We start from the raw sequence: 23404 nt of genomic DNA, 5'->3' as shown, positions 1-23404 counted from the left end.
CCATGGGTCAGATGTCGATCAATCCGCGATAGATTGCGATGGCGACCGCGTGGGTCCGGTTCTCCGCGCCGAGCTTGCGCATGGCATTTCGCATATGCGTCTCCGCCGTCGCCTCCGAGACGCCCATGATGTCCGCAGTGCCGGAGGTCGTCTTGCCGCGGGCCGCCCAGGCAACCACCTCCCGCTCCTTGTCGGACAGGGGCGCCGCTTCGGTCGCGCTCCGCACCGCGCTGCCCCCGAAAGTCGACGAGCGCGGCCGAAAGTCGGCCCGCTTCAGCTCCACGGCCCGCTGCATCCAATAGATCATCACCACGTGGAGCTCGTGGCGCTTGAGCGTGAACGTCGTCATGAACCGCTGCAGCCGGTCCTTCCAGAACAGAACGACCAGGCAGGAGTAGAGGCGGCCGATCTCGTCAGTGAAATGGAACGGAATGACCAGCCCTTCCGACCAACGATGATCGGCGGCAGCCTCCATGAGCTTGACCGCGCCGGGCTTTCTGACACCGAGCTGCGGAGGGAGCGCCAGCGAGCCCCAGGAGAACGGCATGTTGCTTCGGCGCGCGTTGGCGACCCACAGATCGGAATGAACGAAACGATTGCCCTGATAGTCGGCCTCCCAGGCATGCCCTGAGGTGCCGTCGGTAAACGGCATATCCAGGTGCGGATGGCCTGTGTCCATGAAATTAAAAGCCGCAAAGCCGTAGTTCTCGATTATCGTCTGCAGCGTCGTGCGAAGTTCATCATAGCTCTCGCACGCCTCGATCGCACTGATGCTCTCTTCAATGTGCATGAAGTGCCCAAACTCACGGATTCCCGTGATTGCCCGCTTTCGGAGTGTCCAGCACCTTGTCCCGCATTGAAGCATCAGGGGGCAGGTGCCGATATGCAATGTCCGGTCCGAAGATTACACGCTGCGATCTTTATGGAGAATGACGACCCGGGAAGTTTTCAGGCATTCAGCCGCTTCCGGCATTTCTATTTTGTCGAACAGTTGGGCTGGCCCCTTCAGACTGACGACGGTTACGAACGAGATGAGTTCGATGGCGGTGAAGCCGTCTACTGCGTCCTTTTCGAAGAGAATGAGGTCATCGGTGGCTTTAGGGCACTACCGACGGAACGCCCCTATCTCGGCCTGACCGTCTTTCCGCAGCTCGCCACGCTGGCGAGCTATCCACGGCGGCCGGATGCATGGGAGGTGACGCGCCTGGGTGGCACGCGGCACCAGGCGCTGACCTATGGACTCATGTTCCATTTCGCCCGCCAGCAACGCGCCCGGGCCCTGGTGGCGGTCGTCGACACCGCCCATGAGCGCCTCCTGCGCCGGCTGGGGATCCGGACACGGCGCTACGGCCCGCCCCAGCAGATCGGCGTCACCATCCATGGCCGCTCCATCGAGGCGGTCGCCGGCGAGATCCCGATAGGCGATCAGGATCCGGACGTCCTCGACCGGTTTCTCATCTGCAACCACACGGTGGACATAGCCGATGCAACACTGGTTCTCAGATCTGCAAGCATTCCGGCGTGACGCACTTGGCCTGCTGGACGAGAGGGGACGCAACGCCAAGGGACCCTTCGTGCGACTGCGCCTTGCCCCCTTCCCGGTCTATCTGGTCACGGACCCCGATCTAGTGAAGCCCATCTTGAAGATGGATGGGACCGACATCGACAAGGGTCGCCTCATCTACAAGCTTCGCGCCATCGTCGGAAAGAGCTCGCTAACCACGAGCGGGCCGGACCAGAAAGAACGTCGGGCGACGCTGCACAGGCAGATCGCCCGGGGGACCGCGTCCACCTATGTGCCGCAGATATCGGCTCTGGTGCGCGGGACCTTCGCGCGGCTGCTGCGCGAGGACAGTTTCGACGCCCATCAGGTCAGCGCCGCGCTGGCCCTCCGCATCATCGCCAATGTGCTGTTCGGCGAGGGCGTGCTGTCGAGCAGCGATGAAGCGGCCCTGCTCAACGCCGTGAAGCTGGTCGAGGACGATCTCGCCGAAGGCATGTTCCGGATTGGTCCACCGGCGCCCTGGACCTGGATCAGCAACCGCCGGCGGCTGCGCACGGCGCGGACCATCATGGCATCCGTGGTGCGGCGGACCCGGGCAAGAGCCACCGCGAGCAGCCTGCTCGCGTCACTGAACGGGCTCGGCCTGTCGGATCGCGACCTCGAGGACGAGGTGTTGATGATCCTGCTCGCGGGACACCACACGACCGGCAGCGTGGCGGCCTGGCTGCTCTACCATGTTGCCGCCGATGCCGAATTGGCACGGTCTCTTGCCGAAGAAGCCGCACGCTGCACCGGTCCCGGCGGTGAGCTCCGTGCCAGCGACCTGCCGACAGCCTCGGTCAGCCTGGGCGTGGTCCGCGAAGTGCTCCGGCTCTATCCGGCGGCCTGGTGGTTCTCGCGGGAGGTTAAGGCCAGCAAGGTTCAGATTGCCGGTCATACCTTCCGGCGCGGGACTTCTCTCCTGATCAGCCCGTGGCACATGCACCGCGACGCCCGCTTCTGGCCGGAGCCCGAGCGCTTTGATCCCTCAAGGCAACCGACCAGCCGGGCTTATATTCCATTTGGGGCGGGACCGCGGGCCTGTGTCGGCCTGGGCATGGCCATGCTCGAGCTTCAGGTCATCGCGCTCGAACTCGCGGCGGCCTTCGAGGCCGACGTACTGATGCGGGCGCCACCTGACGCTCCGAAGCCGTCCATCACACTGGTGCCGCCGGCCCTCACCTTGTCGCTGAAACCGCGATGCCCCCTCGCCCTCGGTAGCGCCGCCGCATGAAAGCACGACTAAACCAGGGGGAAAACGACATGGAACCGCAGGAACTTCTGCGAAGGGTCTCGGAACTGAGAACCGCAATCCAGGACCACGCCGTCAAGGCACCGGCTTGGGGTGTTGCCGCCTACCTGATGGCGATGGCCGAACAGGAGGTCATCTCGGCTTTCATGAATGCAGCGGGCCCGGCTGTTGCCGAAGACCGTGCAGGAAGGCGTCGAGTTCCTCCAGCTGCGAACCGGTCGCCCCCCGTGCAGCCAGATCCGCGCGAATGAGGGTCAGTGCGCGGTGGGCCGCGTCAGCCTCGGTCGGATCACAGGCAAGGATCGCACGCGAATGGCGGATGACGCGGTCGACGACGTCTTCCGGCGAAGGCGATCGCTGCGGTTCGGATGAGGTAGGGTGTGCCGAACTCATGGCTATCCCCAATCACACCCCGACCTGTTCGTCCAGCGCCCCTTGATTGACTGGCCAACGCCCGTCCGGCCAACCTCCGGGACGCGATCAGCGCTCGGGGCCGCCGCGGCTGCGCTGACGATTCATCTCCGAAATTTCAGGTGCGATGCTCTCGTGAAGAGCCGTCACCAGCTCGGGGCACTGGGCAACCACCGCAACCTTGACCGCCAAGATTAGGCACGCCTTCGTTGATCAATCGCGCCTGGCTGCAGCGGCAGTCGGGCCAGACGAGGCCGGAAAGCGGCCGCGGCTCTTGATACTCAAGACGACACAGAAAGTTACGGTTCTCGAACGGAACAACCGTCTTTCCTTCCTTCGTCTGCCGTTAGATGTCAGCAAAGACGACGGAATCGGGGCGGCTGGCATGCGCCTGGAGGAATTGCGGAGCTATCGGGACGACAACCGTCGACAATGTGGCAATGCGCCGAGCTCCGCGCTGAGAGCGGCCGCAATCTGCGACTGCAATTGTCCCGCAGCTCCAATCTAGGATTAGGCTCTACACACTGGACTGTGGCACCCTCAGGCGATGACGCATGCAATCTCGGATGGAGCGACCCCTGCCATCAGCCCCGACTGCTTTGCAGCAGGCTTGGGGCTCGCCGATCGAAAAGAAATCTGCGGACTGCTCGCCATTTTGGAGGTAACCAGCGCCATCCAGCTTGCCCGAGGAACGTTGGCGGATGTGACGCGCAGACTGGGCATCGACACCGCGGAAGCGAGTGTCCGGGTGACACAGATCGCCGAAAGCCTGAGCGAAAGCCCCACCCCGACAGATGCCCTCCGGCATCGGCTTTGGATGGAGTTTGGCGACGCCCTCGGCGCCACAGTGCCCCTGCCGCTTTCGGTCCGCCGGACCCGCGAGGCCGCATCCGCCATGGGGGTGCTCGCGGCGGAACGGCTGGGGCGTGTGTCCCCTGAAGAGCAAAGCCAAGATGAACGGACCTCTGCACGCCGCCTCTGGGACGGCGTCGCTGATCTGGCACGCGGACTAACCGGCAGTCGCGTTGACAAGGCCCCCTCCTTCCCCGACGTAGTCGCGGTTGAAATGAAGGCGATATTGGGCGGCTTGGCTGCGATTTCGCCAGCGACAATATCTGACCCCGCTATTGTTGCGGCCATTCAGTCCGGCCAGACAGGCATGGCCGCCGCGGTTACGGCGGGAGGCGGCTGGGCAGCCGCGGCGGCTACGGTTGGAGCGACGGGTTTTGCGCCGTATATCCTTGCGGCACAGCTCTCCGCATTCCTGCCCTTCGTGAGCGGCCCTGCGCTGGTGTCCTTCCTTGCCGTCATGGCCAATCCCGTCACCCTCGCGGCGGGAGGCGCCGCCGGCGTGTACATGCTTGGACGGCAGGCCATATCGGTGCGGGCGACGGTGGCCAGCCGCCTGGTGGTGCTTCTCGCCCTCAGGGGCTTCCAGGACCGCCAAGCCGGCATGGCCGACCTGGTTTCAGCTTTCCGTGCCCTACCTCGGTTAACCCCATCCGAGCTGCCGCACCTTTCACGCCAGCAGCTGACCGACCTCCGGGCAAAACACCAGGCAGTTGAACAGAAGCTCGGAAGGCCGCTTCCACCGGCACATCAGGCGCCCCCAGGATCCTGGGGCCAGATGCTGGAGCCGAGGAAAGGCGCACCTGAGATCGATGAGGTCGTGCTCGGCGGACTCACGGCGGGTGACATGTTGTTCCACGCGGCGGCGATCGATCCGACGGTGCTTTCAGCCGCCGACTTCGTGCGGACGCTGGAGCTCACCTGTCCACTCGACTTGGCCGCCCACGTCTCCGCGTTCATGTCCAGCGGCGCTAGGATCCAACTGAGGGGCTACACCGCAGAGCAGGTCGTCATGGCCCGGCTTATTGATGAGGGCCACGCAGTCGAACTTGCCGCGAACAGCACAATGCCAGGCTTTGACCTGATCGTGGATGGCTTACCGGTGCAGGTAAAATGCGGGACCAGCCTGTCGCTACTCGAGCACCATTTTGCGACCTATCCGGACATCCCCGTCATTGCGGATAACGAGCTGGCCGCGATGGCTGTGGCTGGCGGCAAGTGGTGGGCCGATCGCGTCACCACGGTCGACGGGTTTGATCTGGGAACGGTGGAGGAACTCGTGTCTAGAACGCTTGTCGCCGCCGAGGCGCTGGCGTCGCCGGACCTTCCCCTTTTCGCCGCCATCGTCGGCCTCGGCCGTGGCGGGATCAAAGCCGCGAAGGGCGAGATCCCGCTGAACGACCTTCCCTCCTGGCTGCTGATTGACCTGTCGATCCGCAGCGGCCTGGCCGCCGCGGGCAAGCTGGGCGGCAGCCTGATCGGCCTCATTGCCATCGGCCCCGCCGGCGCCTTGATTCTCGGGTCAGTTGTTGGGGTTGCAGCGCTTGTTGGGCGACATCAGGCGCGGGATTTGGTCGACCGGGCGCTGCATGCTGAGTGGCATGCCTCGGTTGTGGCTGCGGCGGCGGATCTGCGCCTCGCTCTCCACACCACGTATGAGCGGCAGGCAAAAGAGCTCCTGCTCCGGCACGCGAGGATGATGTCAGCTTCCGGTGAGCTCAACGCCCCCTTGGCTAGCTGGCTTGAGCGAAGAGCCCTCGATGACACCGTAGCGGCTCTGGAAGCCCTGGATGAGCTCCCAAGCGCGACAGATGTCAGGAGTGCTTTCGACCTGCTCATGCACGCCGCACGGTGCGTGGCCCCTGATAGCAGGGTCATAGAAGCGCGAGCCGAGCTCATCGCCCGGTTGAGCAACAAGCCGACCGACCGTGCGGGCGCTAGCAAGCTCTTCAACGTGGCCCGCGATACAATGCGGAGGACGAAGATACTCCAAGATTGAGAACACGGTTCGATTTGTCAGCAAAGCGCCGCCATGTCGGTCGTTCGCGTAATAATGGGACTTCCTGAAAACGGACATTGCTTATGGCCGCGCCAAACGCCGAAAGACAATTTCAATGTAGGGGTTCGAATCCCCTCCGATCCGGCAGATACCCTTGCGCACGCGGCGCATTGCAGCGCCGCGCTGGTTTCCCGCGTTCGTCCCGCAAGCGGGGCGGAGCGTCTCGATGTCGCGCGCCCAGTCTTGGCGACCATTACCCGCCGATCGATGAGAGATAGGCGTCCGCCTCGTCTGTCCAGCGCTGAAGATGCAGCGCCTGGTAATCCATATTGAAGTGCTGGGCGAGCTTGTCAGGATGCAAGACGTAGAATTTTCCGGCATCGAACGTCGTCAAGATGCCGTCATCGCGCAGCCGCTGAAGTAGTTGGGGCCCGTCCTGCCCTTCCTTCATCATCCTCGCGTGCTCGATCTTCGCGGCTAGGCGGACCATAGCGCCCTTGCTGTGCGAACGGAACGAAGTGAGTACCTTGCGCGCGCGCCGCCTGAGGGAGGCGATCCTCGGGTTTGGCGCCACCTGCTTATTGACGGCATAGTCCGCCCAAGGATGAGCGCGGGCACCGGGGAAGGTGGCTTGCAACTGCGCTCCATGAAGAAAGATGCGTTCGACACGTCCTACGGAGGCATCGAGCGCCTCCAACGTCACCCGCCCGAGCCCGACATCATCGCCGACGGTCGACTTGAACACGCGAAGCTCGCGCGCATCGATCTCGAAACCTTCCACGTCGATTTCGACCGGGCTGGTGATGCTTGCCGTGCGACCGTCGCCTATGATGACCGAGACGGGGGCCATTATTCGCAGTCCGCCGACAGGCCCCTTGAATTCGAGGATGCCGTCGATTGCGCTTGTGTAGGGTCCGTAGCTCCTACCGACGTCGACCGAGCTGTCAGCCGGAGGTGTCATCTCGAACTCGACGTCGGCGGTCGCGTCGCCCGGTTCGGCGCTCACGTCGAGCGTTGGGCGCTCGCCCTGTGCAGCCTGGCTCGCGAACGAGCCGTAGAGCGACCCCACATCCTCGAGCGCCAGCAGGTTCTCGGCCGAACGCCCGAGCCAGCTCATGTACATCTCGAAGAACAGGCCGGACCCGAACGTCGGATTCGATGCCAGCATCCGTCGGGCATCCGGCTTTGCGCTTCCCGTGGTGATGGCCCAGACGAGCAGATAAGCGGCGAACGCCGCGTTTGAGGGGCCGCCGCGTGGATCGAGGAACGGGTGCTGAGGCGTGAACTCGGCGACCATGCCTTCGTAGACCTGCCTGAAGGCAGCATCTGAGATCGAGAGGCCCGCAGGCGCATCAGAGCCAAGCAGGATCGCGGCAATCCTACGTAGCTGCTCGTCCGGAGTGTACAGTGATGACAGGTCTATGCCCGCCGGCGGCGGTTCGATCTGCGAGGTGAGTTTGGTCTGCTCGCGTTCCAGGATGCTGGTCGCGATCTGGACGATGAGGTTGATTGCGCTCTCGGCGGCGAGGTTCGATAGTCGCGTGCTAGGGTTCAAGTCGCCCTCGCCGAGCGCATAAGTGCAGATGGCATCCAGAACGGGCGCATATCCCGCGAACCGCTGTTCGTTGCCGCTTGGCGTGCTCGTCAACTTCTCGCGGGTTGCGAGCGCGAGTTCGACGAACTTCTCTTCATGTTTGCCGAAAGCCGTCCGCATCGCGTCGCGGGTGTCAGCGATCACTGGCAGCCGGCGTCTGATGACCTGCTTGGACTGCTCTTCGTCGAAATAGTCTATCTGCAGTAGGCACGGATCGAGCCCGGCTTCGCTCAAAATCAGCCACGCCTCTTCCGCCGCTGCCGCGCGGCCGAGAAGGGTAGCCGGCAGGGCCGAGGAATTTTGAACGATCTTGCACAGATCGAGCAGGCCAGCAGAAAACCCCTCGCTGCCCGAGCGCAACTGAGCCTCGTCGAGGGCATCCACCACAAGGGCAATCCGGCCGTTGGCGACGTCGGCCAACGCCTCGTAGCCGAATGCATTGGCGATACCGCCCACGAAGAAGTTGCCACCCAGCGGTTCGGTCTGAGCGAGATCGACGAGTACGGCATTCGCGCGGGCGCCGATGGAGCGGGCATAGGTGCTCTTGCCCACTGCGCCGGGCGCTGCGATGATCAAGATACGGGCGGTGGTGGGATCACCCTGCAAGATCTTGAGTGTTGGCTCCACAAACGCCTGGTCGACTTGGCTGTCGACGATCCATCCGGGCTCCTTGCTTTTGTCGGGAATGATCGCCGACCCTAGCCGCGCCATCCAGCCTGCTGCGATATCGAACATGAAGCCCCCTTTGCGACAGGCTTACCGGCACGAAATCCTGCAAGATTGCAAGTGCCCGTCGCTCAATGCCGAATGAGGATGGATGCCATCGTCAAGCTACCAGACAAATCGCTGTTTCCGATAACATTCGCGTCTCGTGCCGGATTGCTACGGCACGTGCAACGTTGCGAGCGGTACCTATGCTATGCCCAGCGAAGGTAGCGTCTGGGCTTGAACCGGCTCTGCAACGATGGCTTCCAAGCTTCACCGCTTAGAAGCGCCGGACCGTAGACGGCCCGTCCATGCCATCGCTAGGATTGAGAGCCGACCTTATCTTCGTCCAATTCCATCCATTCCGGCACGGCCAACCCACCGCATTAGAGAGCCGTAGCGCGTCTCAGGTGGCTATGGCGTAGACGTAGTTCCCATCTTTATTGTTCGCGGCCCGCCAGCCCCGTCGATTCGACGCCATAGTGCGATATTGCGCGCGATTGCTGCATGGACCACCTTCATTGCGTCCTGCACGCCTTCGATGACGTTCCGTTAGCGTTAACGCGAAGTGTCGTTAAGAACGTCGATGCGACGACGACAGGACTGATCGCGAGGCCCCGTTTTTCGATCGGGGGTAGAGATTTACCGAGGCCTTGAGGCTGACGAAGCGTTGCGGATCGGTAAGCGCCAGCCCAGTCGGACGCCCAAGGTTCCGAGCGCGATCAGGATCATGCCCGCTGCCTGCGCGACCCCGAGCGGGTGATCGTAGATGGCCCAATCAATGACGATGGCGACCAACGGATAGATGAAAGTCAGCACGCCAATGACCGGCGTCGTCAGCCGGGGATAGGCGGAGTACATCAGCACATAGGCGATGCCCGTGTGCAGGACGCCGATTCCTGCCAGCCACCCCCAGGAGGACAGGGAGACAGGCCGGACAAGATCGGCAAATGGCGCAAGCAGCACGATGCCGACGACAGTCTGGCAAAGCGTCGTGATCTCCGGCCGTTGTTCGCCGAGTCCTTTGGCGAGAATTGTTGCGATGGCGTAGAGCAGCGCGGCTCCCAGTGTCAGTCCGATCCCGAGCGCCCATGTTTGGCTGATCGGTGCGGGCGAGACCACAAATCCGCTGGCCAACACGACGCCGCCGAAAGCGCCGGCCATCCAGAGTATCTGGTCGAGCGTGATCCGCTCTTTGAGGAAGAGGACGCCGATCAGAACCACGAAGAACGGCTGGATATGGTAGACTATGGTTGTCGTGGCGATTGAGGTCATGGCAAAGCCGGCGAAGAAAGCCGTCCAGCTCAACACCATGCAGACGCCGCCGAGCGCTGCGATGGCCAGTCTTGTGAAGGAAAGGCTGCGATCCGGAAGGTCGCCGCGCCACAGACACCAAATTCCAAGAAACGCGGCCCCGAATGCGCAGCGCCAGAAGACGGTCGTAATCGGATCGAGACCCGCCTCCGTCGCAAAGGCCCCAACGGTCCCGATGATGGCCATGGCCAATGCCAGACTGGCTGCTGGAAATCGGACTGTCGCCGTTTGTCCCATGGAACCCCTTTCTTGAAGCAAAAGGAGTATTGCGCGATATGGCCGCCTCCAATCAAACGAATAGATTTGTCCATCCCTATTCGATATACTGATAGCGTTATGCCATCGCCCCTCGATCTTGATCTCCTGAAGACTTTTATCGCCGTCGCTGAAACGGGGAGCTTCTCCAATGCCGCTCCAAGGATCGGACGCAGCCAGTCCGCCGTGAGCATGCAGATGCAGCGGCTGGAGCAGGCTGTCGGCAAACAACTCCTCGTCCGGGGTCCGAAAGCGGTCGTCCCGAACACAGCCGGCGCGGACCTTCTGATCTATGCCCGCCGGTTGTTGAAACTCTCGGACGAGGCCTGGACCAGCATCAGCCGCCCGGAAGAAACCGGGTGCGTCCGCCTCGGTGTTCCCGACGATTATGCGGCCTTCCTGCTCCCGCCTGTGCTGGCAAGATTCGGGGCTGAGCATCCTTTGGTCACGGTGGAATTGGTCTGCGAGCCATCGGCTGCATTGACGAAGGCCGTCGAGAATGGACGGGTGGATCTCGCGATCGTAACCCGGCTTCCCGATCAGCCGGTGAAGGTCGTCCGGCAGGAGCGGTTCGTCTGGGTTGCCTCGCCAAACCATGCGCCCTGGGAGGTCGATCCTCTTCCGGTGGCATTGTTCGAATCCGGCTGCACGGCCAGGATCAAACTTCTGAAGACGCTTGGGGACAACGGGCGCGCCTATCGCAGCACCTATTCCAGTGCCAGTCTGCTTGGACTTGTCGCGGTTGTGCAGGCTGGTCTTGCGGTCGCCGGCCTTGCGCTGTGCAGCGTGCCCCCATCACTGCGCATCATTGGCGACAAGGAAGGGCTTCCAGCGTTGGACGATCTGGAGATCGGCATATTGCGAAATCCGACCGCGCCAACCGTGGCGGTCGAACGCCTGAATGATTTCCTGCATCGCGAGCTTTCGCAGAAGGGATAGCTACGACAGAACCAGCTAAGCCGACGGTGACCCGCGCCGCGCCGACGAAGTCTGCGATACGGGCTTGTTCAAAATCAGACACACGACGGAGCTGACGCAAGCGGAGGCAAAAGGCAGGAAGTCAATCATGCCTGCGATTACGTCATAATTTACTTCTTTTCTCGAGCGCTATGGCTTCTCGCAAAATTTGCTATTCGAGGCGGTGCCGAAACCACCCTATCCGCTCATCAGCAATACGGCCTCTTTTTTGGCTAATCCGGGAAACGTGCGGCGTTAGCGTGCTATAGCGTAGACGTAGTGATCATCATCGTCGGACGCGGCCCACCGAGCAAGACTCGAAATCAAGATCGTGTTGAACGCGCGCGTTATGTCTACTTTCCCGCGCCCTATTCCTAAAAGCTGACAGTCTCCTCCCGGCCCCGATTGCGCCGTCGCGCTTGTGAAAGCGATCTCCCGCGGCAATGACCGCCTGGGGGTGGGGAACTGACCGTCCGCCTCTAGTCAGCGCTTCCGAGATAGCTGCAGTTCAAGTCGCCGTTGCGCGTCGACCCTAACGCGCCACCATCTCGGCCGTAGAGATCGGACCTGCGATTTCCTGAAAGCAGACGCTGCTGCTTACCGCTGTACAGGTCATGGATGCGCCAGAAGCGGTCTTTGGGAATAAGCCGCTAACCGGACATTCGCGCCATGCGAGCCCGCAACTAGGGCCGCACAGTGTGTGGCCGTTATCCCAATCTCAGCGCAGTGTGATGAACGATAATCGTCTACTGCAGCAGCTCTGGAAGCCGATAGAAGAGCCGACGGATTGATGGCCAGCCGGCCGCAACGAACACTTCCAGCGTGTCGACGAGCGCGGTTCGTCGTTGCGGATCGTCGAAGATTTCCTTGTGGTCGGCGAGGTAGCGCCCGACCAGCTTCACCATGAGGTCCGCCGCCAAGCTCTCGAATTGGTAGCCGGTTTGCTGCCCGCCCTTGAGAACGGCGAAGGCGATGAGATCGAACACGCCGGCGGGATCGGCTTCGACCAGGTGCGCCAGCAACTGGATCAGATAGTAGACCGTGTGCGGCCCGCCGTGTTCGCCGGGCTGGCGCAGGATGGGCGCCGTCTCGTGAAGGAAAACAGCGGAGCCTTCCACTGTTGTCGGTGGGGGGGTCCGGTCCCCATGTTGGAACGCGCCCGAGCTGAAGTAGAGCTGCTGGCAGACGGTATCGATGATATTCATCGCGCTCCGGGCGCGCTCAATCTCCGCCTCGGTGGGAGCTGAGAGCGTGGCATAGTGGGTCAGGAAGTCGCCCGCCTGAGAAACCGCCTGGATGGTCAACTCGATGGCCGTCGCTCGATCTCGAGCCGGGTCTGGATCCTCCGGGCCCCGCAAGCCGGCCGTGTAGGCCGCCCGCATCCACTGAATCGCATCGCGGACCTCTTCTACGTTGTCGACCGTCTGTGCAAACCAGCCTCGGACATGCTCCTCGGCGTCCGTGAAGCCGAACCGCAGCCAAAACTGGAGTGTCATCTGAACCAAATGTCCGCGGATCGTCGCGTTGCGCCGGTCGCTTGCCGGGCACCGCTCAATCAAAATCATGATGAGGTCGGCAACCGGACGCGCTGCTTCCTGCCATTGGATGTTGCTCAAGCAGTTGCAGACGTAGCTATCCAGAACGCTCCGATTTTCCTCGACCTCGACCAGACGGGTCGCTCGCGCCCAGAATCCCGCGCGATCCATCTCCCAGATACGGATCAAATGAAGGGCGGCGCTCAAGCGAACGGCGGGATGGGGATCGGCTAAGACGCGGTCAATCACCGGCTCCAGCCCTGGGTAAACCTCAGGCCGTTTCAGGCAAAGGTCGAGCGCCGCTTCCGCCGCCTCAAGCCTCGCCGAGGGCGAACCCCAACTCGAAAATTCCTCGAACTTGGCCTCGGTATCGTCCTCGACCTCCGGATTTTTGAGATGGCTGGCGTACTCGATCCAGCTCAGGAGTTGGTCGATCAACTCCGCCGGCGTGTCAGCCGACACGTGGCTGGAGTTGACCACCTTATGAACGCCTTCCGCGAACGTGCCCTCCGCTCGGTGCACTAGGGAGTCGTCTGGGATGGCGCCGCTGTCCAAGCGGGCCTTGAGCGCCGTCAGCGCTGCGAGTGCTTCGGTCACGGACTCGACGGGACCCTTGCGGTCGCCTTCCAAGCCCAGTGCGCGGCGAGCCCGGTCAAGCTCTGCGCCGGTCTCGCGTACGATTGGGTTCGCCTTGTTCTCCTCGCTGAGCCAGTAGAAATCGTCGTCGGCCTTGCCCCAGCTGACCTCGACTTTGTGGAGCCGGTTGTTGGCAATCTCGGTCTCAGGAGCCGCGGCCAGGATGTCGCGGGCTGCTTGAGTCGTCAGGCGTTCAGCGCCGATGGTGGCGAAGAGACGCCGGAGAAACCCCTCTTTCGCGGCCTTCGGGTGGAGAAAATCGTCGAAGGGGTGATCGACGAGCTCGCCCTCAAGCGCTTCGCGCGCTTCGACCAATAGCCCATCATATTGAGCCGCCAAGAGGTCGATGGAGTCCTTGCGCGTGTCGGGTGTGATCAAGAACTCGGGTCGCGCTGCATACGGAAGTAGCCGTTCAGCCAGGGCGCCGCCCCGGGCCGTAGCCGCCATGAAGAGTCGCGACCACATGACGGCGAGACTGCCTTCGCGCACAGCATGTTCGACCGATGCCAAAACCCCCGCCTCGTCGCCGGTCTCGAGCCAGGTCTCGAATTGCGACAACAGGGCGTCGGCGTCGTGGGCGTGTTTAGGGTGGACCTCATGGGCCCAGATGTAACTGAGGTCCTGCCGGAGATGCACCACATCACCAGCGACATTGACTTGGAGCGGGTTCACCCCTTCTGAAAGGGAGTGCGCGCGCGCAACGTAACCAGCGAGCGCTACCAGCAAAGCTTGGGTCGCCGCGACCGGCGACGCGTCTAGGAACCGAGGGAAGTATTCCTTGAGTGACCACCGCGATGACTCGAAGTCCTGCCGGGCGTTGGAGGTCAGGTTGAGAATTCGACCGCTGCCCATGGAGGTTTTACGGTCGTCGCTTACCTGGCGCGCGAAGGCGCTCTCGTAGATTTCCGCCGCGAATGCCGGCGAGGCCTTGGCGATGGCGTCGATCTTCCGCGCCAGCGCGGGCAGTTCCTGGGGCGCAAATCGGTCGAAGCGATCATCGGTCAGCGCCGCACGCAGCAAGGCCACGGATGCGTCCACGTCTGTCGCGATGGTATCAGCCACGAAGCCGATCGCGGGGGTGGCTAAGCTTTGCGTGTCGTCCAAGGTGTAGCCGTGGGCTAGGAGCGCCCTGACCGCCGATCCCATATCCGCCCGCAAGGCCGGATCTTGAACGCGCTCGGTCAGCATGTACGCCATCATTCGCAGCACGCCGGCGTTTGACCCTGGCCTCCTTGACAGCTGAAGCTGGAGATGAACCCACGGCGCCAGGGGAATCCCGGGCTCATCCTCAAGCCGAACCGCCATGGCACCGGCGACGTGGGGAAGGGCGGCGACGGCGGGAGCCACTTCCGCGCCGATCGCCTTTGCGAAGGCATCGATGTCGCCGGTGGTCGTCGGCAGTTCGGCCGCCATTCGAGCGGCGATGCTGCGGATCACCGGATCGCAGTCCGCGCGGCCCAAGAGGTTGCTGACCGCGGTCCAGAACCGATTGTGATCGGCGTCTTCAGCCCAGAGTGACTGAAGCAGAAAGCCCATGGCGGGGGCGAGGACGAGACCAAGCCCTTCCGCCTTGGGGAAGGTCGCGCTGCCGTCAACGACGCCATCGGGGTCGAGGAACACGCGGCTGGCGACGTAGTCAAACAGAAGATGGTGCCGGAATTGGACCGATCGCTCGCCGTTGGTGACGACCAGCACGCCCTCGCCGGTCAAGGTGTCCAGGATGGCGGGGTTGGCGGCGGCCACCTTAACCCGCTGAGCCCTCAAGGCGCGGTTGGCGACCATGTCCTCGACGACCGAACGCAGGCAAACCTCGGCTGCGACCCCGTGGTCCCGCACGCGGCGGTCCCAATAGAGGTTCAGCAGCGTGATCTGGGAGTCGATGGCCCAAAAGTCTTGGCTGATGGTGCCGGTCGCGACCAGATCGGCGAGAAGGCGGGTGTTGAACGGCACCATGGCCAGCTCCCGCAGCTTGGCGGTGCTGTTCTGGAGCACGTCCGCCAGCCGCGGCGCCCTGGCGAGCAATTCCGCGAATTCGCTTTCGGACCAGGGCGGCACCTGAACGTGCCGCACGTTGGCGAACCCGTCACCTTGGAGGGCTCTGTCAGGGGGTGTTCCCCCGAAGAGGCTTCGGAAATTCTGTCCCAGCCGCAGATCGAACGTCCGAATGGAAGCGATCACGGTCCATCGCCCGCCCAGTTCCACGACGGACTCGACGAGCCGCTTGAACGCCGCCTCCCCCGATCCGCCGCGACTCGCGTCCAGCGCGTCGATCAAGAGGAAGGCGGGTTCCGGCCCGTCCCACGCACCCAGCACCGCCGGCAGATCATGCTCCAGACCGAGGGCGCGAGACAGACCTTCCAGCGACTCGACTGAGAACCGGTCGACCGCCATCTGGACCACGTCGTTGCCCTTCGCGCGAAGGGCACGCCCGAGGGCGTTAATCACCGCGCTTTTGCCGGCGCCGGGCTCACCGATCAGCAACAGGTCGCCGCTGAGTGCCGCCGCATTGACCGCAGCCTGGCAGTGGCGAGCAATGCCGACGGGCATACCCGTCTCGGCTTCAACGACCTCCAAACCGGCTAAGGTCTGTTCGGTTTGCAGCGAGTAGGCCGTAAGCGCTGCGATATCTTTGCGATAGTCGGGCCGAGCCGCGAGCTGGGCGCCGCGGGCCATCAGGTCGGTGCGGAGTGCGTGAAGGGTTCGGCCGCCGCGCGCAGCCATCAGGTCTCCTGCGACCCGCTCCAGCAAGTTGATAACCGTCGGGGCGTCCGCCGGCGCCTTCAGGACTGACCCCAAGGCGGCGGCCCAAGCGGTTCGGTCGGAACCTTCAGGGTCGATCGTATAGACATAGGTGAGGCGCGAAATCGAAAGGAGGACGTCTTCAGTCAGCGGTTCGCCCGGCGCGGCGATGGCCCAGGCGAGGCGGACGCAGGTGTCGAACTGCGCGAGCGCCGTGGTCTCGCCAGCCGTGAGCACCGGTGCGCCGGGCTGCCGTCGGGCCTCCAGGCCCTTCGCCAGGTTGACGCGGGTGGTCGCCGGCGAGCCGGGCCCGACGGCGATCAGCAATCGATCTTTGGACGGGTCGAGCGGCCGGTTCCATCCGAGGTCGCCTTTACCGTCACGGCAGAGCCGGAACTGACGCACGATCTGATCGACCGTCTTTCCGAACTCGCTTTCGAGGATCTCGGACAGAGAGAGGGTGTTCTTGGCTTGGCCACAAATGACACCGCCGTCGCTCGTCGCGGCGAAGGTGTCGTCCAGGGGCGCCTCGGTTTCCATGCGAATGCTGGTGACGATGGCGCTGCCGAGTTGAAGGCGCGGGTCGATCGGCGTCTCAGTCAGCATCCAGAGCCCGAACAGCCCACCAAGGCTCTGCTGGAAGTTCACGCCGGACGCAGTCGCGTTGCCGCCGCCAGTCGCAAGCATTCGCGGCGCTTTCACCTTGGGCGTGGAGGGTCTGGTTTTCGACATTGGCGATGAATGTAGGGAGAGATCGTCGGTATCGGAACAGCCAAGGTCCACAAGCCCGCGCTTTCTACCGTTCGCCAATGGCGCGCCGTCTTTGTCGAAACTCGGTCTTTCCCTACGGAAGCGAAGATTCAGGTTAGAGCGGCGTTCGACTCCCCTAGGGCGCAGCCACCCTTGATTTTTCGCGTTGATTAATCTCGCGAATTTCGGGTTTTTCCCAAATCGTCGACCTCCGTTTGGGAATTTCTGTTCCGATCCTGTTCCGCAAGCCGGTGCATCGCGGCCTTTGCAAGGCGTTTCTGGTCCGCTTCTCGGGTGTAGCGCTCGACCTCGGCCAGCGTCTTGTGGCCGGTTATCGAGGCGATTTCGTTCGCCGAACAGCCGGCTTCGGCCAGGCGGCGTGCCGCGGCTTTTCGTAAGCCGTGCGGGACGCACTCCGTCGGCAAACCAGCCTTCTCGATTCGCTCGGCCATCCAGTTGCCGAAGCCGGCCGTGCTGAACGGCTTGCCGTATTCCGTCACCAGGATGGAAACGTGCTCTTTCGGCTGCGCCGCGAGCACCGCGCGCAGCTGGGCATGGATCGGGATCCAGAGCTTTGCGCCCGTCTTTTGCTGCACGACGCGGATAAGGCCGTCGTCTATGTCGCGCCAGGACATGCGCGGCACGTCGCTCCGCCGCTGACCGGTGTAGAGCAACAACGCGAAAGCAAGCCGCTCCTTGGTGCCGACCGCCCACTTCTTCTCATAGGCGGCAATCTGCGGCTCGGTCCATGTGTGGAACTCCGAGCTAGCGTAGCGCTTCACGCGCACCGTGGGATCATCACGTCGCCATTTAAGATCGATGGCGAATCGCATGAGAACACGAATCTTTTTCAGCAGATCGTTCGCCGCACCGGGCGTCTCAACCCGCTTCGCGATCATCTTCAGCACATGTTCGCGCTGCAGCCCGCGCGCGGGGCGATGGCCGATCTTCTCATCGACCAGCCAACGCTCCATCACCCGGCGATAGGCGCTGCGGGTCGAAGAGGCGAGACGCAGATAATCCGGGCTGGCGAAATACTCGCCCAGGAGGCGGTCGAGCGATCCCTCAGCGCCGCGCTGCTTCTTCGGTTCCGGCGTGTCGTCAGCCAGAGCGAGGCGATAAGCTTCCATGAACTCGGCAGAGCCTGGCAGGCCCGGCAGGGGCGTGCGTTTGCCTCCTGGCCGGCGGAAATAGTGTCGGGCTATTCCGTTCCGGTCGACGAAACGGTCGACGTATTTCAGGCGCAGCGCGGTCACTGGTAGTCCGCCCATCCATCGGAATCCGGATCACAACCGGAATCGCGCTGGGGCAGCGCCTCGAAGGCGCGATCGAGTGCCACCCGGTCCCACACGATGCGTGAGTTGATCAGCTTTGGCGAGGGCATGCGCCCATCCCGCACCATCTCATCGAACAGGGGTGGGGAGATGCCGATGTATGCCGCGGCGACGACACGGGAGAGCCCGCGCGGCGGTAGCGACGGAGGAAGGATCTCAGCGCGACGCGCGCGGGGTTCAACCATCCTACCCTCCACACCAGTTGCGCCGGCGGGGACAATGGCCGGCGGGACAGTCATAGGGTTCCGCCACCCCCTCACTGACGAGGATTGTTGCTACGTCCCTGCCCTGCACGATGAGGCGGGCGAGCGAGCGGCCGTAGCGATCAGGCGCTGGCAGCCGTTCGAGCCTGAGGCACGCGGCCGGTGCGCGCGCCAGCGGGCCGCAGGCGGCGGTGAGCAGTTCGTGCAGCCGCGCCTTGGCGTGATAGCCGAGCTCGCGCTCCGCCTCGCACTGCGCGTTACGCGTCTCGGGCGCATTGAACCCCACCAGGCGAATGTGCTCCCGGTCGACGACAATGGTATCGCCGTCCAGCACATAGATGTCAGCCGCTCCCGGAGTGGTGAGCAGAAGAGCGGCAAAGGCGGGGGCTACGATATAGCGAAACATTGAGAACACCTTCGACGGCAACGAGCCAGGAGGTTCAGGCCGGGCCCTCCGGCGCGGCGCTGACCATGGCGCCCTTGGGGGCCACGGTAACGAAGCGCGGCGTGTTATCCCTCACTTCGAGCCAGAAACGCTCCTCGGTCCATTTGCTGAACCGGGCCTCGACGGCGATCTCGTCATCGGGCGCGATCTCATAGAGATCGACGCAGCCGCGCGCGAACTCCTCCAGCGTGTCAGCGAGGTTCTCAAGGGCGGCCGCATCATAGACGCCCGTCCAGTCGCCGGGATCGAAGCCGACAAGGCGGTACGTGCCATCGCCCTTGACGAGCATGTCGCGCGCGCCGCGCGGCTCATGCCACATGAACAGAACCTCGGCGCCCGGCTGCACGATCATGCAGCCATAATCGATACGCTCCCGCCGGGCCTTGGGGCCGATGATCCACCCGGCCTCACAGCGCCCGGCAATCCATTTGTCGGGGTGCGCAAGGCCCGTCGGCATGATCTCGTCGGCAACGAAGGCGGCCCAGCACAGGCGTTCGGTGTCAGACATCGGCGCGGCCCTCCGGCTGCGGGGTGTTGGGGTTGTGGCGGTACTCGCCGCACCAGGCGTCGGCCGCCACGGGCGGCCAGACGGCGCTGCGGGCATCGGACTGGCGGGAGAGCACGAGGCGCGGCTCGCGGCGGCGGCAGGCGCCCTGCTCGCGCGTGGCATCGTTCGGGTGCCACCAAATGCAGCTGTTGCAGGTCTGGTTCATCATCAGACCCTCATCGGCATGAGGACGCACAGGGCGTCGGTGGAGCCGGGGCGGCGGAAGATGGTGGGGCTGCCGGGATCGTTCAGCGCGATCTCGACCTGCGGGGCGTCGTCGGCCTTGAGCACATCGCCGACATAGCGGCCGTTGAAACCGATGATGATTTCGTCATCGGTGAAGGCGCAGTCGATCTCGTCGCGCGCCGAGCCGGATTCTGGGTTGGTGGCTTCCAGCACAAGGCCGCCGGAGCCGAAGATGAACTTCACGGCCTTGCCGCGATCGCGCGACAGGGTGCCGACGCGGTCGGCGGCGGCGGCGAGCTCCGCGCGCGCGGCGGTGGCGAGCCTGGCGTTGCCGAACGGGATGACGCGGCCATAATCGGGGAAGGTGCCGTCGATCAGCTTGGTGACGACGCGCACGCCGCCATGTTCGGCCGCGAGCTTGGTGGCGGACACCTCGATGTGCAGCGGGTCCGCGCCCGCCTCCTCCGCCAGCCGCTTCACCTCGCCGACGGCCTTGCGCGGCAGGATTACGCCCGGCATCTCCTCGGGGATCGGGGCGGCGTCGCCCGGCAGGCGCACCAGCGAGAGGCGGTGCCCATCCGTCGCCACCAGCGTCAGCCGGTGATCGCCTTCCGGCAGCGCGGCCCGGTGGATGAAGATGCCATTGAGGTAGTAGCGCGTCTCCTCGGTGGAGATGGCGAACTCCACCCGGCCGAGCGCCTCGGCGAAGGCTTTGCCGGGCAAGGCTAGCTTCGCGCCCGCGGGCGCGGCGGTGAGGTCCGGGAAGTCGGTCACCGGCAGGGTCTGCAGCGAGAACCGCGAGCGGCCGGCGCGCACCGTGAGGGTGCTGCGGTCGCCGGTGACTTCAAGCTGGATCTGCGCGCCCTCGGGCAGCTTCTTGACGATCTCGTGCAGCGTGTGGGCGGGCGCGGTGATCTCGCCCAGCGTGGCGACCTGCACCGCCTCCTCCCACAGACTCTGGGTGATCTCGATGTCGAGATCCGTGGCGGTGATGATGAGCCGGCTGCCTTCCGCCTTGAGGCGGAGGTTTGCCAGTATCGGGATGGTGTTGCGCCGCTCGACGACCCGCGAGGCGCGGCCGAGCGCGGCGAGGCGGCGAGGAAGGGGGCGCGTTCGAGGGTGAGTTTCATCGGGGCATCCGGGTTTGAAGGGAAAGAGCCGGGCGGCCTAATCGGCTACGCCTGCTATCTCGGCGGCTATGCCGGCGCGCAGGCGGCGTGTGAGGCCGATGCGCTGCGGCAGGAGCTCGCTGCGGTCAAGCGCGACCTCGCTGCCGTCACCGAGGCCGCTTCCGACGCCTCGCGCCGGGCTGCGATCCTCGACGAAACCCTCGAAGCCAACCAGCACAGGATCGACGCCTATGAGGCCGAACTTGCCGCGCGCCCTGCGGATAGCCGCTGCGCTCTCTCTGCTGCTGACCTGCGCGGCGTGCTCGGCGGCAAGCCCTAAGCCCACGCCGGTCACGCTCCCCGCCGTGCCCGAATGGCTGGCGCCTGTCACCTCGCCCAAGATCGCCGCCGGCATGGATGCACGCGTCGCGCTAGCGCGGACCTATAGCGCCCTCGCTCTGGCGAACGGGCGGCTTGAACAGGGCCGCGCTTGGTATGGCGAGGTTAAGATTGGCTATGAGGGCGCACGCTGATGGGCGACAGCAACGACCAGGTGATCGGCCTGCTGCGCGATGTGCTACGGGCTCAAGAGGTGCTTCGCGACGAAGTGTCCGGGTTGAAGACCGCCGTCGCGGTCGACGTGGCCGTCTCAGCGCAGCACCGGGACAAGAGCGAAGCGCGGTTCGATACCATCGAGCGGGCCCTTGCCGACGACATCAAGCCGCAGACCGACGAATTCAAGCGCATGAAGGCGATCGGGGTGGGATTCCTCGCGCTCGTCGCCATGGGCGGGATGTCGATCGGCGGGGTGCTTGTCTATGCGGGCGATCTCGCAGTCAATTGGGTGCGGCATTGGCTAAGGATCAGTTGACCACTGAGCTCGCCGGTTTCAGCGCAGCGTATCACGGCCCCGTCGACCGCCTGCTCATAAGCGGGCCGGGCTGGTCTGGCATCGGCACGCCAGACCAGTGGGAGGAGCGCGCCAGGCTTATTCTGCGGGAGGTGCGCCGCGTCCGGAAGGCCGCGCCGCCGACCGGTCCGGCACACTTCCTCGATCATCTGGAGCGACAGGGACTCTGAGAGATCCTCGCGACCGTGCGGATGGCCGCCGGAACCGATCCCTGCACCTGCGGTGCGCCCACCTGTCCGGGCACGCTCGAATTGGCCGCAGAGACTTACCCCGCCGTTCGCAAGAGCGCGCGCGGGGCTTTTTGTCATCGGAACAATAGATTCGAATCGGCACTGATCGACATGAACACGAATATCTGTTTGGTTGGTTCAAATGTTACGTGCGCGTGCGGAAGGCTCACAGGGACGAAGGTCAGTGAGCATGCATCAGACCTCAACAACGCTCGATACTGATAGGGGTGAGTCGGGGCCAACATTTTTGCAATTTTACGGATACGATCTTGATCTGAAGTGACAATAATACACCGAGGAGGACGTGCATAAAAGGAGCCACGAGCTCCATCAAGGATACGCACCTCCGCGCCTTCAACTGACAATTTCCAGATATTGAAATGCTCTTCTGGACAAACATCATCCAGAGTCATTGCACTTACAGGGATATACTCAGAAACAGCAGCCGGTGGACGAGGCCGGCTAGGGCCACTCATCAATGTATGAGTTTCGTTGTTGTGAGCAGCCACAGCAAGTTGAACCGTGCCCGACGTATTGTTTAGGGCAGAGGGAATAACACTTACAGCCGGGTCAAGTCGCTTTAACCTCTCGAAAAGGTCAGGCTTTGGCTCTACCGCTGTTACGGACCGAGCACCGCCCCCCAAAAAAAGCAACGCCGTAAGCCCTATGTTGGCGCCTACGTCAAGGACACTATCACCTGCTATAGTTACGGTATTGATCAGCGCAGAAAGCAGCGCGACGTCTGGATTATAGCGCTTGAATAAGTAATCAACAAGATATCGGCGCTCGTGAACATGAGACAGATCAAGATCGAGCCTTCGGCCAGCCAATTCGATTGACCCGATGCCATCTCTCCGAATATCGAACAGCTCTGAGGGGAGCACCTCATTTAACAAACGCTCCATTCGCGATTTCCACCAGAACATTCCGCCTCCGAAGCTCGGCCGCACACGCGATGCGAGATATCCCCCTATCGAAGCACGTTTGCAATCACCTCACGCGCCTTGACGAGATCCTCCGGCGTATCGACGCCGAGCGGCACCGTGTCGACGATGGCGACATCGATGCGCATGCCGGCCTCAAGCGCGCGCAGCTGCTCCAGCTTCTCGCGGCTTTCCAGCGGCGAGGGCGGCAGACTGACGAAGCGCTCCAGCGCGGCGCGGCGATAGGCGTAGAGGCCGATATGGTGGAACAGCGGGCCCTCGCCATGAGGGGCAGTGGCGCGGGTGAAATAGAGCGCGCGCAGCCGGTCAGGGGTCAGCGCGCTGCCGACCACCTTCACCACATTCGGGTTGGTGCGCTCATGCGGGTCGGTAATCTCGGCGGTCAGCGTGCCTATATCGACGGCGTCGTCGTCGAGCAGATCCACCGCCGCGCGGATCAGCGCCGGGTCGATGGTCGGCAGGTCGCCCTGCACATTGACGATGCGCCCGGCCCGGCCCTCGGGGTCGATGGCGGTGAGCGCCTCGAAGATTCGGTCCGAGCCCGACGCGTGATCGGCGCGGGTCATCACCACCTCGAATCCGGCGGCATCCACAGCCGCGAACACCGCCGCATCGTCGGTGGCGACCACAACGCGCCCGACACATGCTGCAGCGGAACGTCGCGCCACCTCGACGATCATGGGGCGGCCGCCGACATCGGCCAGCGGCTTGCCGGGTAGCCTGGTCGAGGCCATGCGGGCCGGAATCAAGATAATATTCACAAAACGATCTCGATGAGAGGGCATCAGTTATTCGAGTTAGTCGCGAGTACGCTATCCACTCGCCGCGTCGTTATGAACCCGTTTGTGCGGTATTCACCATTGAAATGCCGACAATATGGGCAAAGTATAAGGTCATAACGCTTCCCGCCCACATCAACGATTCGCTCTTTGATTAGAAATCCTTCGCCGCAACTCG

20 protein-coding genes and 1 pseudogene are annotated in these 23404 nt (G+C 63.5%); 8 read left to right on the top strand and 13 right to left on the bottom strand.

Features of this window, described 5'->3' with window-relative positions:
- Nucleotides 1-7: 7 nt before the first annotated feature.
- Nucleotides 8-790: a LuxR C-terminal-related transcriptional regulator gene (locus AncyloWKF20_RS19290; RefSeq protein WP_279315567.1), complete on the bottom strand. Its 783-nt coding sequence runs from the start codon at nucleotides 788-790 to the stop codon at nucleotides 8-10.
- 132 nt (nucleotides 791-922) lie between these two features.
- Between AncyloWKF20_RS19290 and AncyloWKF20_RS19285 the strand changes: the two genes are divergently transcribed.
- Both AncyloWKF20_RS19285 and AncyloWKF20_RS19280 read left to right on the top strand, forming a co-directional pair.
- Nucleotides 923-1525 carry an acyl-homoserine-lactone synthase gene (locus AncyloWKF20_RS19285; protein ID WP_279315566.1) on the top strand — a complete coding sequence of 201 codons (603 nt, stop codon included), beginning with the start codon at nucleotides 923-925 and terminating at the stop codon, nucleotides 1523-1525.
- The gene (locus AncyloWKF20_RS19280; protein ID WP_279315565.1) at nucleotides 1485-2777 is read left to right on the top strand and encodes a cytochrome P450; all 1293 of its coding nucleotides are present in this window, start codon (nucleotides 1485-1487) and stop codon (nucleotides 2775-2777) included. Before AncyloWKF20_RS19285 ends, AncyloWKF20_RS19280 begins: the two co-directional genes overlap by 41 nt.
- Before the next feature lie 162 nt (nucleotides 2778-2939).
- Here AncyloWKF20_RS19280 and AncyloWKF20_RS19275 read toward each other — a convergent pair whose 3' ends face one another.
- Complete coding sequence (locus AncyloWKF20_RS19275; RefSeq protein ID WP_279315564.1) at nucleotides 2940-3188, bottom strand: hypothetical protein; 249 nt, start codon at nucleotides 3186-3188, stop codon at nucleotides 2940-2942.
- Between the two features lie 628 nt (nucleotides 3189-3816).
- On the opposite strand from AncyloWKF20_RS19275, the gene AncyloWKF20_RS19270 reads away from it, so the two are divergent.
- Entirely contained in the window at nucleotides 3817-6054 is a 2238-nt protein-coding gene (locus AncyloWKF20_RS19270; protein ID WP_279315563.1) for a hypothetical protein, read from the top strand.
- 253 nt (nucleotides 6055-6307) lie between these two features.
- Here the strand turns inward: AncyloWKF20_RS19270 and AncyloWKF20_RS19265 are convergent, their stop codons facing one another.
- On the bottom strand, nucleotides 6308-8383 hold the full coding sequence (locus AncyloWKF20_RS19265) for a hypothetical protein (protein ID WP_279315562.1): 2076 nt from the start codon (nucleotides 8381-8383) through the stop codon (nucleotides 6308-6310).
- 612 nt (nucleotides 8384-8995) lie between these two features.
- Nucleotides 8996-9853 carry a DMT family transporter gene (locus tag AncyloWKF20_RS19260; RefSeq protein WP_279315560.1) on the bottom strand — a complete coding sequence of 286 codons (858 nt, stop codon included), beginning with the start codon at nucleotides 9851-9853 and terminating at the stop codon, nucleotides 8996-8998.
- Between the two features lie 150 nt (nucleotides 9854-10003).
- Between AncyloWKF20_RS19260 and AncyloWKF20_RS19255 the strand changes: the two genes are divergently transcribed.
- Entirely contained in the window at nucleotides 10004-10861 is an 858-nt protein-coding gene (locus tag AncyloWKF20_RS19255) for a LysR substrate-binding domain-containing protein (RefSeq protein WP_279315559.1), read from the top strand.
- Nucleotides 10862-11625: 764 nt separating this feature from the next.
- On the opposite strand, the gene AncyloWKF20_RS19250 is transcribed toward AncyloWKF20_RS19255, so the two are convergent.
- From AncyloWKF20_RS19250 to dnaN, 7 genes and pseudogenes are all read right to left on the bottom strand, one after another.
- The gene (locus AncyloWKF20_RS19250) at nucleotides 11626-16476 is read right to left on the bottom strand and encodes a hypothetical protein (protein ID WP_279315558.1); all 4851 of its coding nucleotides are present in this window, start codon (nucleotides 16474-16476) and stop codon (nucleotides 11626-11628) included.
- Between the two features lie 233 nt (nucleotides 16477-16709).
- Nucleotides 16710-17795, bottom strand: a complete 1086-nt coding sequence (locus AncyloWKF20_RS19245; RefSeq protein WP_279315557.1) for a site-specific integrase — start codon at nucleotides 17793-17795, stop codon at nucleotides 16710-16712.
- Nucleotides 17792-18058, bottom strand: coding sequence for a hypothetical protein (locus AncyloWKF20_RS19240; RefSeq protein ID WP_279315555.1), 267 nt, complete (start codon nucleotides 18056-18058; stop codon nucleotides 17792-17794). The genes AncyloWKF20_RS19245 and AncyloWKF20_RS19240 overlap by 4 nt, the downstream gene beginning before the upstream one ends.
- 1 nt (nucleotide 18059) lies before the next feature.
- The gene (locus tag AncyloWKF20_RS19235) at nucleotides 18060-18482 is read right to left on the bottom strand and encodes a thermonuclease family protein (RefSeq protein ID WP_279315554.1); all 423 of its coding nucleotides are present in this window, start codon (nucleotides 18480-18482) and stop codon (nucleotides 18060-18062) included.
- 34 nt (nucleotides 18483-18516) lie between these two features.
- A complete protein-coding gene (locus AncyloWKF20_RS19230; protein WP_279315553.1) occupies nucleotides 18517-19029 on the bottom strand; it encodes a hypothetical protein in 513 nt (170 codons plus the stop codon).
- On the bottom strand, nucleotides 19022-19237 hold the full coding sequence (locus tag AncyloWKF20_RS19225; RefSeq protein ID WP_279315552.1) for a hypothetical protein: 216 nt from the start codon (nucleotides 19235-19237) through the stop codon (nucleotides 19022-19024). The genes AncyloWKF20_RS19230 and AncyloWKF20_RS19225 overlap by 8 nt, the downstream gene beginning before the upstream one ends.
- Nucleotides 19237-20384 (bottom strand): annotated as a pseudogene (dnaN, locus tag AncyloWKF20_RS19220) (DNA polymerase III subunit beta). Before dnaN ends, AncyloWKF20_RS19225 begins: the two are co-directional and overlap by 1 nt.
- Here dnaN and AncyloWKF20_RS19215 point away from each other — a divergent pair.
- Genes AncyloWKF20_RS19215 through AncyloWKF20_RS19200 form a run of 4 tightly spaced genes read left to right on the top strand, consistent with a single transcriptional unit; the run spans nucleotide 20374 to nucleotide 21443 of the window.
- On the top strand, nucleotides 20374-20703 hold the full coding sequence (locus AncyloWKF20_RS19215; RefSeq protein WP_279315551.1) for a hypothetical protein: 330 nt from the start codon (nucleotides 20374-20376) through the stop codon (nucleotides 20701-20703). The pseudogene dnaN and the gene AncyloWKF20_RS19215 sit on opposite strands and share 11 nt — an antisense overlap.
- A gap of 25 nt (nucleotides 20704-20728) precedes the next feature.
- Nucleotides 20729-20896 (top strand): hypothetical protein, encoded by a 168-nt coding sequence (locus tag AncyloWKF20_RS19210; RefSeq protein ID WP_279315550.1) that lies wholly within the window; start codon nucleotides 20729-20731, stop codon nucleotides 20894-20896.
- A complete protein-coding gene (locus AncyloWKF20_RS19205) occupies nucleotides 20896-21234 on the top strand; it encodes a hypothetical protein (RefSeq protein ID WP_279315549.1) in 339 nt (112 codons plus the stop codon). The genes AncyloWKF20_RS19210 and AncyloWKF20_RS19205 overlap by 1 nt, the downstream gene beginning before the upstream one ends.
- The gene (locus tag AncyloWKF20_RS19200; RefSeq protein ID WP_279315548.1) at nucleotides 21231-21443 is read left to right on the top strand and encodes a hypothetical protein; all 213 of its coding nucleotides are present in this window, start codon (nucleotides 21231-21233) and stop codon (nucleotides 21441-21443) included. Before AncyloWKF20_RS19205 ends, AncyloWKF20_RS19200 begins: the two co-directional genes overlap by 4 nt.
- A 134-nt stretch (nucleotides 21444-21577) precedes the next feature.
- Here AncyloWKF20_RS19200 and AncyloWKF20_RS19195 read toward each other — a convergent pair whose 3' ends face one another.
- Together AncyloWKF20_RS19195 and AncyloWKF20_RS19190 are read right to left on the bottom strand one after the other, a co-directional pair.
- Nucleotides 21578-22429, bottom strand: a complete 852-nt coding sequence (locus tag AncyloWKF20_RS19195) for an FkbM family methyltransferase (RefSeq protein WP_279315547.1) — start codon at nucleotides 22427-22429, stop codon at nucleotides 21578-21580.
- Nucleotides 22430-22473: 44 nt separating this feature from the next.
- Nucleotides 22474-23232, bottom strand: a complete 759-nt coding sequence (locus tag AncyloWKF20_RS19190; protein WP_279315546.1) for a 3-deoxy-manno-octulosonate cytidylyltransferase — start codon at nucleotides 23230-23232, stop codon at nucleotides 22474-22476.
- Nucleotides 23233-23404 lie beyond the last annotated feature (172 nt).

This window comes from Ancylobacter sp. WKF20 (assembly GCF_029760895.1).
Classification (GTDB): Bacteria; Pseudomonadota; Alphaproteobacteria; order Rhizobiales; family Xanthobacteraceae; genus Ancylobacter.
The sequence above is the reverse complement of the archived record's forward strand: the minus strand, read 5'-3'. Positions and strand labels throughout refer to the sequence as shown.